Raw genomic sequence first — 15,460 nt, 5'->3', positions numbered from 1 at the left:
TTCTATTTATTTCGATTCTTTCATAAATACTCTAACGCCCTCAGCGATTTCTTTGAATTTGGTATGGTGCAAATAATGGGAGCCTTCCATAATGATTACTTTTCCGTGTACCGAGTCTTTGATCTGCCCTTCATGCAGAGGAATCCATCCGGGTACATCTTGATTATCCGCTTGTACAAAGAGTAGAAGCGGAAGGTCTTTAGGGAAGGTTAAACCTTGAGCTCCTTTAAAATTGGAAGAAATATGGTCCATCTCATTCAACATCGTGGAACTATTCGAGTTAATATTCGACAGCATGGTCATCTGTTCTACCGTGCGATCATCAAATGGGAATCCAGCATAGGGACTGCTACCAAAATTGACCATCAATCTTTGGAGACCTGATTTTTTAAGAAATGCAAACGTTTTTAATGGGAATTTAACATCCATACCCGGTTGAGTTGGAACACTGCTATCGATTCCGACAAAGGCAGTCACCTCGTTAGGGTATTTGTTCACATAATTAATGCCGTAAATGCCTGTAATCGAGTGGCCCATGAGAATGTATTGGTTAATGTTAAGCTGCTGTAGCGCTTCATGAACTTCACTTACGATATTCTCTGTGGTTCGATCTTTTTCAGTTCCATCACTTAATCCATAACCGAAAGGCTCAACGGCAACAACTTTATAATATGGAGATAGTTCATCGATGAGCAGCTTAAAATCAAGCGCCGGTGCAGCGGTTCCATAACCAGGCAGAAGCACGATCGTTTCCTTGCCATCGCCTTGAATTAACACATTCATATTTTTTCCGTCCACAGACACGTGTTGACCGTACGGCACGATTTTTGCTTGATCCGATTTTGTTGCGAAAACATTCACGAGAAATACAATGGCTAGAAAAAGCACGATTGCTATGGCTATGGCGCCTAAGGTTTTGAGTAAAATACGCAGCGGCTTACGCATCCTTTTTTTCGTTACCTCTTCTATTGGTTTCATGTTCATCTACTCCTGTCCCTCTTCTCTATATTGGGCTGTCTTGAATAAGAAGCCGTTAAAAGAAGCTTATCTGACGAAGATGTACTCCCCATGACGACAATATGAACGGAATATGAACTGACCTAAAATAAAAGGCTTCACACGCAAGAAAGCTTGCGCATGAAGCCGTACAATTGAATTACTCAATTGAGGTTATAATTGGCAAAGTGACAAAGAATGTCGTTCCTTGACCAGGCTCGCTCTCCACTCGAATGTCGCCTTGATGCAGCGAAATGATTTGCTTCACGATGGCAAGACCCATACCGCTGCCGCCATACTTACGACTATGGGAACGATCGGCTTTAAAGAACCTCTCGAATATACGCTTCTGGTCCTCCGAGGAAATACCAATACCCGTGTCGGATATTCGGACGATCACGTATTTGATATCTTGTTTGATGCTGACGTTAATGATGCCGCCATCCATGGAAAATTTAATACTATTGCCGATGATGTTCGTCCAGACCTGATTTAATAGATCATGATCTGCCATTAGTCGGACGGCTTTCAAATTGAGGTCGAAATGAATATTACGCGCAGACCATTACGGCTGAAGCGCCACGATAACCCGACGGATCTGTTCATCCAGGCTGAGCGTGACTAGACGAAGCTGCTGTGATTGTGATTCGAGCAAACTCAACTTGAGTAAGCTGTCGCTCATTTTGGACATCCGCTGCGCTTCCGTGATGATAATGTCCAGATACCGGCTTCTTTCCTGATCTGAGAGATTGACTTGCTTAAGGGCGAGCGCATAACCGGATATCGATGTGAGCGGAGATTGTACCTCATGCGACACGTTCGTTACGAATTCCCTGCGCATCTGCTCGAGCTGCTGCAGATCATGCATCATTTCTTCGAAGCTTCGAGCCAACGTTCCCAGCTCACCTGCCTGTTTAATATTCAGCTTAATATTGAAATCTCCAGATGCGATACGTTTAGTCGCTTTTGTCAGCTTTTTGATCGGTCTGACCAGGAATACAGAGGCGATGAGAATCAATAAGCTTCCTGCAATCAACGAGCTGATTGCAAAGGTCAATCCCCATTTGATGACAAAAGAGGCAGATGGGGGGGCGAGCGTTTCCAAAAACATCGCTTTCGTTCCCATCTCCGTTTTCAACGGCAACCCTAAGAGGACCGTAGCAATCCCATTCGGCGTGTCTTGAACAACCCCTCCATCGATGACTTTCTTGAGATTGTCCATCGACACAGCAGCAGGCTTATGTCCGTTAAGTTTACCGTATGACTGGAACTGACCTGTTGCTTCGTAAATGCGAATATAATAGGAGTTGAGCTGCTTCATTTCACTCACGAACGCGTCCGCTTCGGGTAACGGAAGCGTCTTATAAATCCGGATGACATCTTGACCAAAGTTGCGTAAATTGATTTGTGCATTCTGGTTCAATTTGTCTTCGAATATCCAAGTAGAAGCATAAAAAGCAATGACCGTGCCCGCGATAACGGAGACGAGAAATGTCAGAACAACACGAATATATAAAGATTTGATCATTCGTGAACCTCAAGCCGGTACCCCAGCCCGCGCACCGTTTCGATCCGAAAATCAGGTGTCGTCGCGAACCTCTCGCGAAGGCGTTTGACATGTACGTCCACCGTTCGATCGTCGCCTGCGTAATCGATCCCCCAAATCTGATCAATCAACTGCTCCCGCGTATAGACTTGCCCAGGTGTGCCTGCGAGCTTATACAGTAATTCGAACTCCTTAAGCGGGAGCGTGAACGATTCCGTCCCTCTTATCACTTTATAAGTCTGCCGGTCAAGGGTGACGTTGCCGAACTTAATCGTCTGCGTAGAGCCAATCCGGTATCGTTTGAGCAATGCCCGAACACGAACTGTTAACTCGAGCGGATCGAATGGTTTCGTCAAATAATCATCCGTTCCCAGATCGAACCCTTTTACTTTCTCCCATGTCTCGCCTCGCGCAGTCAGCATTAGTAACGGAAGATCAGGATTGGCTCTCCGGAGTTCCCTGCATAACGTCCACCCATCCATTATCGGCATCATAATATCGAGCACGACAAGATCGACAACGGTTGAGGCATAGACGGTCAGTGCTTCCTTGCCGTCAGCGGCTTCGACCGTAGAGAATCCGTCGTTACGTAGAAATAAACAAACGAGTTCGCGAATGTTCGCATCGTCGTCAGCAACCAGTATAGTAGGCATTCGTTCCCTCTTTTCCTGTTATCATCCTATATAGAAGTAACTATTATACTATAAGTAAAATTGAAATACGCCTATTCTTCCAATAATCTTAGATACGATATTATCAGAAGTGAACCTCTCGTTAGCATAACCGGCTGCAATAGTTCCTACAACAGATGCTACAAAGAAAGATGCAGCTTCTGGAAATAACTACAGGTTCTTGTCCTCCGAGAATATAGCTAAGACTGAACTATATATGTTTAACATCGTTTTCTAATGTGAATTCCCATTTCCCTACTTGATAATCAATTTTATGAATACTCGTGTATGAAGCCGGGAATTTGACACTTTTGTTTGTCCACTCCAGTCCTCTTAAGATATGGTATATAACATTTATTACTCCACCATGAGTAACAACAATTACATTTTCCGTAAGAAGGTTATCTTCCTGCTCTTTACATAGTTTTGAAAATGCCCCGCTTATTCGTGTGAAGAACTCAATGGGGCTTTCTCCTCCAGGATATCTCTCATCCATCCGTAAAGCCGAAAAATAGAGACCTGGAAATCTTTCATCTACTATTTCGTGTGGCATCCCGGCTATTACACCATTATTTGTTTCTCTCCAGTATTCGCTCATTTCAAGAGGTAGCTTAAGCTCTCTGGCTATTTCATTTGCTGTATCTTTTGCACGTTGCAGGTCGCTGGTTGTATAGACTTCTATAAAAACCCCAACACTCCTTCCTGTAGTCTCTATATTAGCTGAACAGGCCGCCGTTTCCGGCAGCCTGTTGTTTTTATGCTTTCGCTTCAAGTCAGTTCAACGATTTTTCAAGGAAACTATTTACTAAGAAGTTTTACAGCATCATCAAGTTGGGCACTTATGGACATTACATCATAAGAAAACCAGAGACTATGATATACTAATAGCTCCCGCTTGTTTTCGAGATCAATATGAACCAAATTGGGCCTCATGCAGTTTGCTGTACACACCTCCTGCAGCCACCAATTCCTGGTGCTTACCTTGCTCAGTGATTCCCTGTTCCGTGACAACTACAATCCTGTCCGCATTCTTAATCGTTGCGAGCCGGTGTGCGATGACCAACGTTGTTCGGCCTGCCGAGAGTTCTGCCAGCGATTGCTGGATCGCTTTTTCCGTCTCGGTATCAAGGGCGGAAGTAGCCTCATCCAAAATGAGAATCGGTGGGTTTTTAAGGAACATTCGAGCAATCGCAAGCCGCTGCTTCTGACCGCCCGACAGCTTCACGCCGCGCTCTCCGATGACCGTATGCAATCCGTCGGGCTGTGAACGGATAAACTCTTCCAATCGTGCCCGCCTGACGGCTTCCCATATTTCCGCATCCGCTGCATCCAAGTCTCCGTATGCGATATTTTCACGTATCGTACCGGAAAACAGAAAAACATCCTGCTGCACAATACCGATCTGACCACGCAGGGAAGAAAGCTTCATTCGGGTGATGTCAATGCCATCCACCGTGATCTTTCCGGATTGCGCTTCATAAAAACGCGGCAGCAAACTGCAAAGCGTGGTTTTACCTGCGCCGGATGGACCGACAAACGCGACGGTTTCTCCCGCACGGATCCTTAAATCAATGTTATTCAGCACCTTGGCTTCATTTTCATAACCAAACGTCACGTTCCTGAATTGAATATCGCCGCGTAGATGGCCTACTTCTATGGCATCCGGAGAGTCCGCGATATCGGGTTCGGTCTCCAGCAGTTCCAAGTAGCTTTTAAAGCCGGCCATTCCCTTGGGATAACTCTCGATTACAGAATTGATTTTGTTGATCGGTCCCAAAAACACATTGGATAAAAGCAAAAATCCGACAAACTCCCCGCTAGTCATTTCTCCTTTTATAACAAACCATGTGCCGCAAACCAGCACGAATAAAATGACCAGCCGCATAAGGAGATAGCTGATGGATGAGTTTTGAGCCTGAATTTTGTAGGAAATAAACTTGGTCTGACGGTATTGTTCGTTATTCTCGGCAAAACGCTTCGATTCAAATTTTTCGTTGGTAAATGCCTGTACGACACGCACGCCGCCGATACTATCTTCCACTCTTGCGTTAAATTCACCGATATCCTTGAACATGCGCTGAAAAGCGTAGATCATCTTCCGGTTGAAATAAAGTGACAGATAAACAAGCCCCGGAATGACAATGACCGCCAGCAGCGCCAGCTTCCAGTTAATCAGCAGCATGAGCACAAACGCACCGACAAGCGTCATGGCGGCAATAAACAAATCTTCCGGACCATGATGGGCCATTTCCCCAATTTCCATCAAGTTGCTCGTCATACGGGCCATCAAATGTCCCGTTTTATTATTGTCGAAGAATCGGAAAGAAAGCTTCTGTACATGAGTGAACAGCTTGCCCCTCATATCCGACTCGATATTGATTCCGAGTTGATGTCCCCAATATGTAACGATATATTGCAAAACGCTATTGAGCGCATATACGGCAAGGAGACCTACGCAGGCCCAGAAAATCAGCGACCAATTCCCACTTGGCAATAAATTATCGACAAATTTGTTGACCACAAGCGGGAAGCATAATTCCAACAATCCTGCAAATACGGCACAGCAAAAATCAACCAAAAATAAAGTCTTATATGGTTTATAATAAGCAAAAAATTTCCACAGCACTTGTATTTACTCCCTTCTATATGAACAGACGCCTGAACTGGTATGGTACTTCAATGTTAAGCCCTTGAACGGGCAAGCAAATATAAAAAATACGGCGCACCGATGATGGCGACAATGATCCCGGCAGGGATTTCAGATGGCTGCATTATCAAGCGACCAAGCATATCCGCCAGAATTACCATGAGAGAGCCGGTTAATGCGGAAGCAGGGAGCAGCACTTGATGCTTCGGACCAACGAGGCGTCTGGCCACATGCGGACCAATTAGTCCAACGAAGCCGATACCACCGCTTACTGCAACGCAAGAGCCTGCGAGCCCCACCGCAGCGGCAAGCAGAACAACCTGTTCCCTGGATACCTGCGCGCCCAGGCCCGTCGCTGTGATCTCTCCCAGATTAAGTACGTTCATCGTTCTTGCTTTGTAGAAAACGAATGGCAGCAGAACAATAATGAACGGAAGCAGCGCCAAAACGAATTTCCAGTTTGTTCCCCAGATACTCCCCGCCATCCATGTGGCAACGAACTGGTACTTTTCTGGACTTATTCGCAGCGTTAATACGATCGTTGCCGAACTGATGCCTGCAGCGACCGCAACGCCGGTTAACAGAAGGCGAGTTGGTAATAATCCCTTATGACGCTTGTACGATAATGAAAAGATGAGTGCGGCGGTTACTCCTGCTCCGATCCAAGCAAGTACGGGCAGCAGGAATACTGGAGCTGCGCCTGTGGTCGGAAAGTAAGCAACGAACAGCAGTACGACAAGCCCGGCCCCTGCATTGATACCGAGAATTCCCGGATCGGCAAGTGCATTGCGGGAAATCCCCTGCATGATACAGCCTGATACGGCAAGTCCGGCACCGATCAAAACCGAGATGACGATACGAGGCAAACGGAAATCGAATAAAATCAATTCTTCCTTGGCTGTTCCGCCTCCAAACAAGGTTCGGAGCGTATCTAGCGGCGAAAGGCGGATAAAGCCTGTGTTCATGCTCATGACAAAGGAAATGATGATTAGCAGACCAAGCGTAATCATAACGATAATATTTCGCTTTTGCTTGCGTTTATCTTCAGGCGACATTTTGCTCATCTGCATCATTACAGCTCCCTCCCTTCTTTACGTGAAATGTAGAGGAAGAAAGGTACCCCGATGAGTGCAATGAGTGCTCCGAGCGGCGTCTCAAAAGGTGGGTTGACCATTCTCGCAGCCAGATCTGCAAAAACGACTAGCAGTGCTCCAAGCACCGCGGAGCAAGGAATGATCCACCGGTAATCGACCCCGACCAACTTCCGTGTCAAATGCGGGATAAGCAGACCAACAAATCCGACAGCTACAACTACCGATACGGCTGCTCCAGCCAGAATGAGTACGATTACGGTACCCGCCAGCTTCACGGGTCCGCTTCTCAGGCCGAGTCCTTTCGCCACTTCATCGCCTAAACTGAGCATCGTTATCGACCGGGATAGGATAATTGCCCCTATGACTGCAGCGGCTACCCATGGGAACATAATTTTGAGCTGCAGCCAGCTCGTGCCCGCGATACCGCCCGCATACCAAAAAGCAAGATCCTGCCCGATGCGGAAGTAAAGGGCAATGCCTTCGCTAAGCGCAGACAATAGTGCGGATAAGGCCGCTCCAGCTAAAATCAGGCGCAGCGGCGTCAATCCTCCCCTGGCCATCGAACCGATGCCGTAGACAAGCCCGGCGCCAAGACCAGCACCCAAAAATGAGTATAAAATCAAAAACATGAATGGCAGCCCCGGAAAGAATGCAAAGCAAAGAGCCAAGGCAAAACCTGCACCTGCATTCAGTCCGAGCAGTCCGGAATCAGCAAGCGGATTACGCGTCATCCCCTGCATAATCGCTCCCGCCACGGCAAAGCAAACGCCGACCAACGCGCCGCCGAGGACTCGCGGCAGTCTCAGTTCTTGAATAATCTGATGTTGTGTCAGTTTCGAATTATAGTGAAATACCGCTTCCCATACCGTCATGAACTTGATGTCAGCCGCCCCGAAGGATACGGATAGTGCAATACCTAGAATGAGTACAATCAATCCGCTGACAAGAACAAGCGTCGCCGCCCATGGACGGGAACTGAGTGTGATCGTCTTGACGTCGTTGTCACGTTTGGTTAAGTTGATTTCTATCTTGCTTAGACTCATAAAAGCCACCTTTGCATTCTATATTTAGCGCAAACATAAAGGGCCGCTTCAGCTAAAGCGGCCCTTTAAATTCATGTGTTGTTGTGGGCAATCGCTAGTGCTTGCCGGTAATGGCATTCACGACATCGTCAGCTTCCTTGCTCTCTGCAATCGGACCGGAAGACATCCAATGTCTTGACGATACTTTAAAGACTTGATTATTCTTCACAGCCGGGATGGATTTCCAAAGCTGTAGTTTCTCGATCTCCTTGGAGGCTGCGGTTTCTTTTTGGAACGCATCCTCCGTATCAATCGAACCGCCATAGATCGCGAAAACATAATCGGCCGTAATCAAAGGAAGATCTTCAAGGGACAAGTTGATACCCCAGTCATCCTCGGATTTCTTTTGGAGATCGGAGATGCTTGCGTCAGGCTTTAATCCAAATTCTGAATAAACCAGATTGAAGCTTGGGAAAAACACCTGCAAATCCTTATCCGATGGACGTATATAAGCAACCGTCTTGTCATTCCCCACTGCTTGCACAATTTTCTCCTTGACCTGCTTCAGCTTTTCTTCATGGGCTTGAATTACTGCCTGTGCTTTATCCTCCACTCCTAATGCCTTGCCGATTTCAACGATCGAGGATTTCCAATCATCCGGAGCAAAAGCCAACGTAGGGGCGATTTTACTCAACTCATCATAGCCCTTTTGATCAATCGAATATTGTTGCACGATGATCAAATCCGGATCCGTCTGGAGAATAGCCTCCAGATTAGGCTTAAAATCCGCGTTATCCGACACAGGAATGTTCAATTTCCGTAGAGCGTCATCCAGATAGTATCCTTTGAAGTCATACGCGTACACCATAGGAACATCGAGGGACAACATGATATCTTCCAAACCAAACACAGCGATCCGTTTCGGATGCGGAGGGACTTCCGTTTCTCCAAAACCATGCTTGATCTTGATGGACTGCCCAGCTTCATTGTCCTTGGTGGATTCCATGGCGGTTGCTTGCATGTTCGGTTGGGAATCGGACTTGCCCGTATCTCCTGCCGAATTTGTTGTATTTCCACAAGCGCTGACCAATGCGGTTATAAGCATAATCGTCAGCAGCATTGCAAATTCTCTGAAATTTCTCTGCCCCTTTTTCGCTTTCAAGCTTGCGATACCGGGTCTCTTTGTTGGATACATCATTTCCCCTCCATAACTGATACTGATAATCATTATCGCTAGAAATTATTATATATCACGCTATGCGAGGATAGGAATACGAAATAATGCTGAATTTTCATGATTATAAAGCACTAAATAACTGGTACAGCTCTTGCAGCAGATATTCGTGACGATTCGCTGTGTATTCCAAAATCGGTTCTGAGATCCATGCCGGACTCGAAGTATGATAGATTTGTTGATTTCGGACAGCCTTCAGCTTCGTCCAAGTTTCAGACTCCTGAAGCTGCAGCCATAACGTCTGGGACTGATGGTCTTTCATCACGTGAATCAACAGAACATCCGCATCGAAAGTCTCCAACTGCTCGGCAGTTACGAATTCAGTATATTCAATCTGTTCAACACCTTCGCCGCTAGCAATCTGCAGATCGTCATATAGAACGGTCCCTGCCCTCCTTCCCCAAATCTTTATTCCAATAGAGCTAAAATTCAGTATGAGCAAGGAACCATGCTTGAACGAATGCGGCACCAGCTTTCGTACATTTTCAACTTTTTTCTCATAACGAGCCAGCCATTTTTCTCCTTCTATTTCCCTGTCCAGGAACCTCGCCGTCATTTGCAAATGAACCCTCCAGTTTTCCCCATGCCAAGGCAGGAACAAAACGGGTGCAATCTGGCGCAGCTTCTCTTTCTCCTCATCCGGTATCATTTCTTCCAAAGCAATGATCATGTCCGGCCTGGCACGCCATAAAGCTTCCCGGTTGAAATCATAGTCATGGCTTAATGGCACCTTTACATCGAAGCGGTATTTCCTGCGGTATTCATCGGACCAAAATTGATCAATCGGGGCCGCATAAGGAATGATTTGGAGCGTCAATAAATGACCAATGTTGGGCCAACTGTACGCAGCAATTTTGTTTTTCCGGTTCGCGATATACATGCTGGGCGAAATTCCGGTATGTTTATTGAACTGGCTGCTGAAGTATTGCGGATCTTTATAGCCTATTTTTTCCGCAATCTCTCGGAGCGTTGAGCCATCTTCCTCCATAAATTGCTTGGCATGGTTCATGCGGATCTCCGTGAGGTAATCCATCGCGCTTTGGTCATACTTTTCTTTAAAAGATCTCATGAAATAATACCGGCTCATTCCGGCCATTCTTGCTAAGTCATCGACTGTAAGTGCACTCGGATAATGTCGTTTTATATATTGACGGACCTGATCAAGAGCATCTGCGTGTTGTCCTTGTCTCTTCAATAATAAATGCAGCAGATCCTGAAATCCGGCCTGGCTGGCAAACCGGTCCACAATATCGTTCGTATGCCAATGTTCTGCAACTTTTTTGCATAGGTACAACAAATTTTCAGCTGACGATACGACGCCTAACTCCATAGTAAGCCTGGAAATATCCGGATCAGCATTGACCTCTTCAGACACCGTAATTTCAAAACAGAGCATGTACAACGTCTGCTCCCCTATGGATGGGCAATTGATTTCGACCCGCTGACCGGGATGAACTATATTCACCTTCTCTGGTGTCAAGGCGCTCAAAATACCATCTATCACGATGCTCCCATGACGGTTGGCCGAAGCAATCAGAATATAACTAGGGCTTTCACTGAATAATAAATGATAACCAGCCATGTGTTCATGCATCATCACCACAGCTTCTGTCAGTCTAAACCGCGCATGAAGAAGCCATTCCATATCCGATGATCCGTACGTGTAATGTATAGAATCGGTCATAGACTCTATTTAACCGATAGCAGGGAATTTGTGATGAAATCCAACTGCGCTTCCAAATATATCGCATCGTTATATGTATCGCCTTTGGGATTCAGCTGAAATACATGCCCCGCTTTCACAGCAGGAAGCCCCTTCCAAAGCACACTGTCATAAACGATCTTGGGATCGCTCGTATCCCCTGTCCATGGGCAAGTGAAGATAATGTCGCCTGAAAATTCCGAAAGCTTCTCAAGAGAAATAGTAGCCCATCCTATTCCGCTATCAATGACTGATTTTTGTACTTCAGGTGGTGCCTTTAATTCGAATTCGTTATATATGATTTCGCCACCCCGTCCATAGTTATGGCCAAATACGAATAACCCTTTGGCGTAAGGATTGAGGATCGATACCGTCTTGTTTCCTACAGCAGCTTGTACCTTTGGCTTTAAATCACTAATTTTTTGATTCCATTGGTTAACCCATTCTTTTGCCTCGTTCTCTTTCCCGGTCAGTTTGCCGAAATCAATCATCAGGTCCTTAAAATTCTTCTTTCCGTAATCGAACGCTACGACTGGAGCGATTTGTTCCAGCTTATCGATTCCTTCCATACCTGTGAACGTAATAATCAAATCGGGATTAAGCTCAAGGATCTTTTCTGGTGAAGGTTCACTGCCTATATTCTCTACCCCGTCCAGTTTGCCTTTTAAATATGGACTCTCCATGGCTCCAGCAGCTACGGCAACGGGTTTTACCCCAATGGCCAGGAAATTGCCGGTATAGAAATCCGTCAAATCGACGATGCGCTGCGGACGTTTAGGAACTTTTATATCTCCGTTTCCTGCATGGAATATCACAGTCTCAGTGGATTCAGATTTGACAGATGAAGACGTTTCTGAGATTGCAGCAGAAGCATCGGATTTCACTTCCGATCTTGAGGAATTCGTATTACTATCTAGTTTCCCGCAAGCTCCTAGAAGCATTGCTAATCCTAAAATAAAAGCCAGTAAAAAATGAAGCCTCAGTGATTTAGACAAAATATATCCACCTCTAAATATATTGATAATGAGAATCATTATCAATATAGCATGAGATTGACATACATACAATTCTTTTTTGTATACCCCTGTCTTTTGATAATTTTTCAGGTAAAAATGCAATTATTTCTCCGAATAGTTTCGCTATATCAATTGCTCACCTTTCTGAACCGTTCTCTTCACTCCTCCTGATACTCCAAAAGCCCTATTTTTCTCTTTAAAACGGTCGTTATGGGAGGAGCCTGTTTCCAGGCATGCCGCTGCATCCATGCTAAAGTCCTCATTATGGAGCAGCCTTCCTGCCGTTCGGGGCGGTTATATGTATGTCATGGAAGCAGAAGAATGGAATCACGGGGACGCACGCACCCGAGAAAAACTGTTAGACCTGCTTCCCAACCTTCTTTCACGGATTTGATGAGGATTGATTGCACTATACGGGATGTGTTTGGTACATACATCTATATCGCAAAAATAATCCACACCTGGGAAGCATCAGGTGTGGATTTCATCTAAATAATTTAGAGTTCAAGTCTTCTTTTGACACTTCAACCCAAGTACTCTAAAGATGGGAGTTCATTTCCAGTCATATTTTGCACAGGATAGTTGAGTTCTGACCATACCCCTGTTAATAATGTTGTCACTTTTCACCTTGCCCTTAAATCCGTTTGATGTTTTCACTACCCCATCCACATAGACAAACATTATTTTTGAACCATCTGTTTTATGTAATATAATTGTATAATTTCCGTCTAATGGCTTTGCACTATCGTTTGGTTTAATTTTGTTTAAATGGTTTAACACTTCTGCAATATCATGTCGTTTGTTTATCTTCATCATCTGAACTTCCATATCCTTTGAAGCAGGGCTAGACGCATTAAACAAATAATTCCCGCCCAATAATATCTTTTCACGATATCTTTCACCTACAACTTATGTGAATTTTCACCACTATTTATTAAAGCATTCCTATAATGTTCAACTTTCGAACGGATTATAGAATAAAAATGGCTGCCATAAGGGCAGCCATTTTTATTTAGTGTTATTTACGAACAGAGAGAATGAACTTCTCCAGTGAAGCTGTATCGGTAATACTCTGATTACATCCTTGGTTCTCGATACAAACGTATTGTCCAATGGAAGAATAATGATCCGGTAAAGCGTTCGCAGGCTTAGTCTTCACCGCGAGGAAAGCAAGCTCTTGATGACGATTACAGAACAGGCAGTAACCTTTCTTGTGTGTCGGCGTTATCCTTCCCTCGATGCCGATAAACTGTCCTTCGAACGGATAGACAATGAATAATTTGTTTGTGGCAATATCTACCCAGCTCAGATACGTCACATATCGAAAGTCAATGGATCCTAGATCAGGTATTTTCAACTTTTTATTTTTAGGGAATAGCTTCTGAATCTGCTTCAGCGTAATCGGTGGATATGGCTCCAGATATGGTTCCAATGCGCTAAGATATCTCTGGAAATCAAATGCCGTCTCGAAGGTCGATATCTGCTCCAGCATTCGCTGCTGATCCTTTGTCAGACCGGGAAATGCTTCAATAATATTCGTAGCTGCACGATATCTTACAGTCTCCAAGACTCTCCGATCCGCGACGGTACGCAGCGTTTTCTGAAGAAATTCCGCTTGCTTCTTAATAATGTTATATTGATGGTTTCTAATAAATGGTGTACTCATAGCTCTTCAGCCCCTTATTTTTAATAAAAAAATCATAAGGTGCAAAGCCCGTTATTAGAAACGATAAAGTAAGTTTGGGCGATCGAATTCATTCTATCGCACCCCACGCAAAGTATCGCCCTAGATTAGGCTTTGCATGAGGACTTCCTAGCAAATGAGCAATTCAGCGTTGCCAACAGTAAAACCCCCAATCATATATACATGCGAAAAGTATAGCAGGAAATCCCAAAGGGTGCAATTTGCTCTATATGGGCTCGATGCCGATGTGTGAAACCTCATTGGTAAATCAAAAAAAAAAAATAACATTGCCAGTTTGCATATTCCTGTATGACTTACCTGATGCTCAGATATTCTTTTATTCCATCGACAATAGCTTGAGCAGCTTGGTATTGAACAGAATTGGATAGCATCGCTTTTTCATCAGAGATATTGCTCAGGAACCCAGCTTCTAATAGGACAGCAGCCATCTTTGTTTCTCTAATGACTTGAAAACTGCTATCTTTTATACCGCGGTCTCTCAGACCCATTGCTTTAATTAATCGCTTGTGAATAGCATTAGCCAGCTCCCTACTGCTGCTTCGCTGATAATAATGAGTCTCTGTACCATTGGCTTGAGGTGACTCGAGAACACTGTTTCCATGTATAGATACAAATACGTCCGCATTTAATTTATTGGCGAACAACACACGTTCCGTTCGGGTGGGGTACACGTCACTGTCGCGGGTCATCAATACTTCGATTTCAGGTTCCTTCAACAGGAGTTCTTGGACTTTTAGAGATAAAGCAAGATTAAAATCTTTCTCATGTTTATTTGAAATACTTGTCGTCCCCGGATCATTTCCTCCATGGCCAGGATCGATCACTACAATCTTTCTGCCCTGCTCACCTGCTGATGGCGCTTGAATAGGAGATTCGAAATCACTGGTATCGTTTAAATCAATAACCAGTTGATCACCGATAAATTCATGATTAACCTCGATACCACTAGCTTGTTTTAATTCAATCACGATTCTGACTTGATCTGGATCACGATTAAATAACGAATATCTAACTTCCGATACATTGGGTTGACCTTGAAGATCCAATTTGCCCACAGATCCCGAATCTAATCGTTGAGATAAATCACCAAACGTTGTATCAGGTAAATCAACAACTATTCGCTGAGGATCTTTTAAATGTGAAATGATTGGGGTAACTTTACCATCCAATCTTACAACGAGTTGGTTATTCAAAAAATTAATTTCGTTGAGATGTTTTAACGATACTTTTTCATTGTTTTCTGAATGGGGAGTAGAATCTTCAGTTGGAGCAGAATGATTGTTATTACTTGTCAGATATACTATTTTATCCTTATTGTCCCAAGTCACAGCGAGTCCCATCTCTTCACTTACGAAGCGTATAGGAACGACTACACTTTTATTCAGAATTTGAGGAGCTATATCCAGTATTACGGTTTTCTCTGCTACCTTTGCTTCTCTTTGGTCAACGTGTAAAGAAATTATATTTGAATTTTGCTGGATTTTTACAGAATGCGATTTTTGATCCCAATCCACTCTGAACTTTAGATTCTCAGTCACAACACGAATTGGGATCATAACATGCTGATTAATTACTGTGATCTGGACATCAGAAGGCAAAATCACTTCCTGATCGTCTAAAATGATCTTAGATTGGTTAGCTGCCGCCTGGCTTTGATCTGGTAAAACGATAAGAAAGAATAGGGATAAAAACATTAAAAGAATGACTTTTTTCATCATGCACCTCTATTATGATTTCTTGAGCATTAATGCTAGCTTTATGGACGCAAAAATCCCACTTCAATATAGAAATGGGATTTTTGTCTGGTGATGCATTGTAGATGATTTA

Annotated in this window: 12 protein-coding genes and 1 pseudogene; all 13 read right to left on the bottom strand. The window is 44.3% G+C overall.

The window, feature by feature from the left end:
* Positions 1–6 precede the first annotated feature (6 nt).
* The gene (locus E6W40_RS10150; protein ID WP_136605371.1) at positions 7–978 is read right to left on the bottom strand and encodes an alpha/beta hydrolase; all 972 of its coding nucleotides are present in this window, start codon (positions 976–978) and stop codon (positions 7–9) included.
* 178 nt (positions 979–1,156) lie between these two features.
* A pseudogene (locus tag E6W40_RS10145) lies at positions 1,157–2,524 on the bottom strand (sensor histidine kinase).
* Positions 2,521–3,195, bottom strand: a complete 675-nt coding sequence (locus E6W40_RS10140) for a response regulator transcription factor (RefSeq protein WP_136605370.1) — start codon at positions 3,193–3,195, stop codon at positions 2,521–2,523. Before E6W40_RS10140 ends, E6W40_RS10145 begins: the two are co-directional and overlap by 4 nt.
* Before the next feature lie 229 nt (positions 3,196–3,424).
* A complete protein-coding gene (locus E6W40_RS10135) occupies positions 3,425–3,985 on the bottom strand; it encodes a histidine phosphatase family protein (protein ID WP_136605369.1) in 561 nt (186 codons plus the stop codon).
* A gap of 135 nt (positions 3,986–4,120) precedes the next feature.
* Positions 4,121–5,839: an ABC transporter ATP-binding protein gene (locus E6W40_RS10130; protein ID WP_136605368.1), complete on the bottom strand. Its 1,719-nt coding sequence runs from the start codon at positions 5,837–5,839 to the stop codon at positions 4,121–4,123.
* A gap of 56 nt (positions 5,840–5,895) precedes the next feature.
* On the bottom strand, positions 5,896–6,933 hold the full coding sequence (locus tag E6W40_RS10125; protein ID WP_425464918.1) for a FecCD family ABC transporter permease: 1,038 nt from the start codon (positions 6,931–6,933) through the stop codon (positions 5,896–5,898).
* Positions 6,933–7,997 (bottom strand): FecCD family ABC transporter permease, encoded by a 1,065-nt coding sequence (locus tag E6W40_RS10120; protein WP_136605367.1) that lies wholly within the window; start codon positions 7,995–7,997, stop codon positions 6,933–6,935. Before E6W40_RS10120 ends, E6W40_RS10125 begins: the two co-directional genes overlap by 1 nt.
* A 94-nt stretch (positions 7,998–8,091) precedes the next feature.
* A complete protein-coding gene (locus E6W40_RS10115; protein ID WP_246072947.1) occupies positions 8,092–9,174 on the bottom strand; it encodes an ABC transporter substrate-binding protein in 1,083 nt (360 codons plus the stop codon).
* Positions 9,175–9,274: 100 nt separating this feature from the next.
* Positions 9,275–10,855 carry an AraC family transcriptional regulator gene (locus tag E6W40_RS10110; RefSeq protein WP_168928876.1) on the bottom strand — a complete coding sequence of 527 codons (1,581 nt, stop codon included), beginning with the start codon at positions 10,853–10,855 and terminating at the stop codon, positions 9,275–9,277.
* 44 nt (positions 10,856–10,899) lie between these two features.
* A complete protein-coding gene (locus tag E6W40_RS10105; RefSeq protein WP_246072946.1) occupies positions 10,900–11,907 on the bottom strand; it encodes an ABC transporter substrate-binding protein in 1,008 nt (335 codons plus the stop codon).
* 573 nt (positions 11,908–12,480) lie between these two features.
* Complete coding sequence (locus E6W40_RS10100) at positions 12,481–12,789, bottom strand: hypothetical protein (RefSeq protein ID WP_136605365.1); 309 nt, start codon at positions 12,787–12,789, stop codon at positions 12,481–12,483.
* A gap of 157 nt (positions 12,790–12,946) precedes the next feature.
* Complete coding sequence (locus tag E6W40_RS10095; protein ID WP_136605364.1) at positions 12,947–13,594, bottom strand: FusB/FusC family EF-G-binding protein; 648 nt, start codon at positions 13,592–13,594, stop codon at positions 12,947–12,949.
* Positions 13,595–13,926: 332 nt separating this feature from the next.
* On the bottom strand, positions 13,927–15,351 hold the full coding sequence (locus E6W40_RS10090) for an N-acetylmuramoyl-L-alanine amidase family protein (protein WP_246072945.1): 1,425 nt from the start codon (positions 15,349–15,351) through the stop codon (positions 13,927–13,929).
* Between the last annotated feature and the right edge of the window lie 109 nt (positions 15,352–15,460).

This window comes from Paenibacillus dokdonensis (assembly GCF_004916975.1).
Lineage (GTDB): Bacteria > Bacillota > Bacilli > Paenibacillales > Paenibacillaceae > Paenibacillus_AQ > Paenibacillus_AQ dokdonensis.
This window is presented reverse-complemented; position numbering and strand designations above follow the sequence as displayed.

Coding starts and splice junctions, on each gene's coding strand:
- E6W40_RS10150 (WP_136605371.1), bottom strand. CDS start 978: ATGAAACCAATAGAAGAGGTAACGAAAAAAAGGATGCGTAAGCCGCTG.
- E6W40_RS10140 (WP_136605370.1), bottom strand. CDS start 3,195: ATGCCTACTATACTGGTTGCTGACGACGATGCGAACATTCGCGAACTC.
- E6W40_RS10125 (WP_425464918.1), bottom strand. CDS start 6,933: ATGATGCAGATGAGCAAAATGTCGCCTGAAGATAAACGCAAGCAAAAG.
- E6W40_RS10120 (WP_136605367.1), bottom strand. CDS start 7,997: ATGAGTCTAAGCAAGATAGAAATCAACTTAACCAAACGTGACAACGAC.
- E6W40_RS10115 (WP_246072947.1), bottom strand. CDS start 9,174: ATGATGTATCCAACAAAGAGACCCGGTATCGCAAGCTTGAAAGCGAAA.
- E6W40_RS10110 (WP_168928876.1), bottom strand. CDS start 10,855: ATGGAATGGCTTCTTCATGCGCGGTTTAGACTGACAGAAGCTGTGGTG.
- E6W40_RS10095 (WP_136605364.1), bottom strand. CDS start 13,594: ATGAGTACACCATTTATTAGAAACCATCAATATAACATTATTAAGAAG.
- E6W40_RS10090 (WP_246072945.1), bottom strand. CDS start 15,351: ATGATGAAAAAAGTCATTCTTTTAATGTTTTTATCCCTATTCTTTCTT.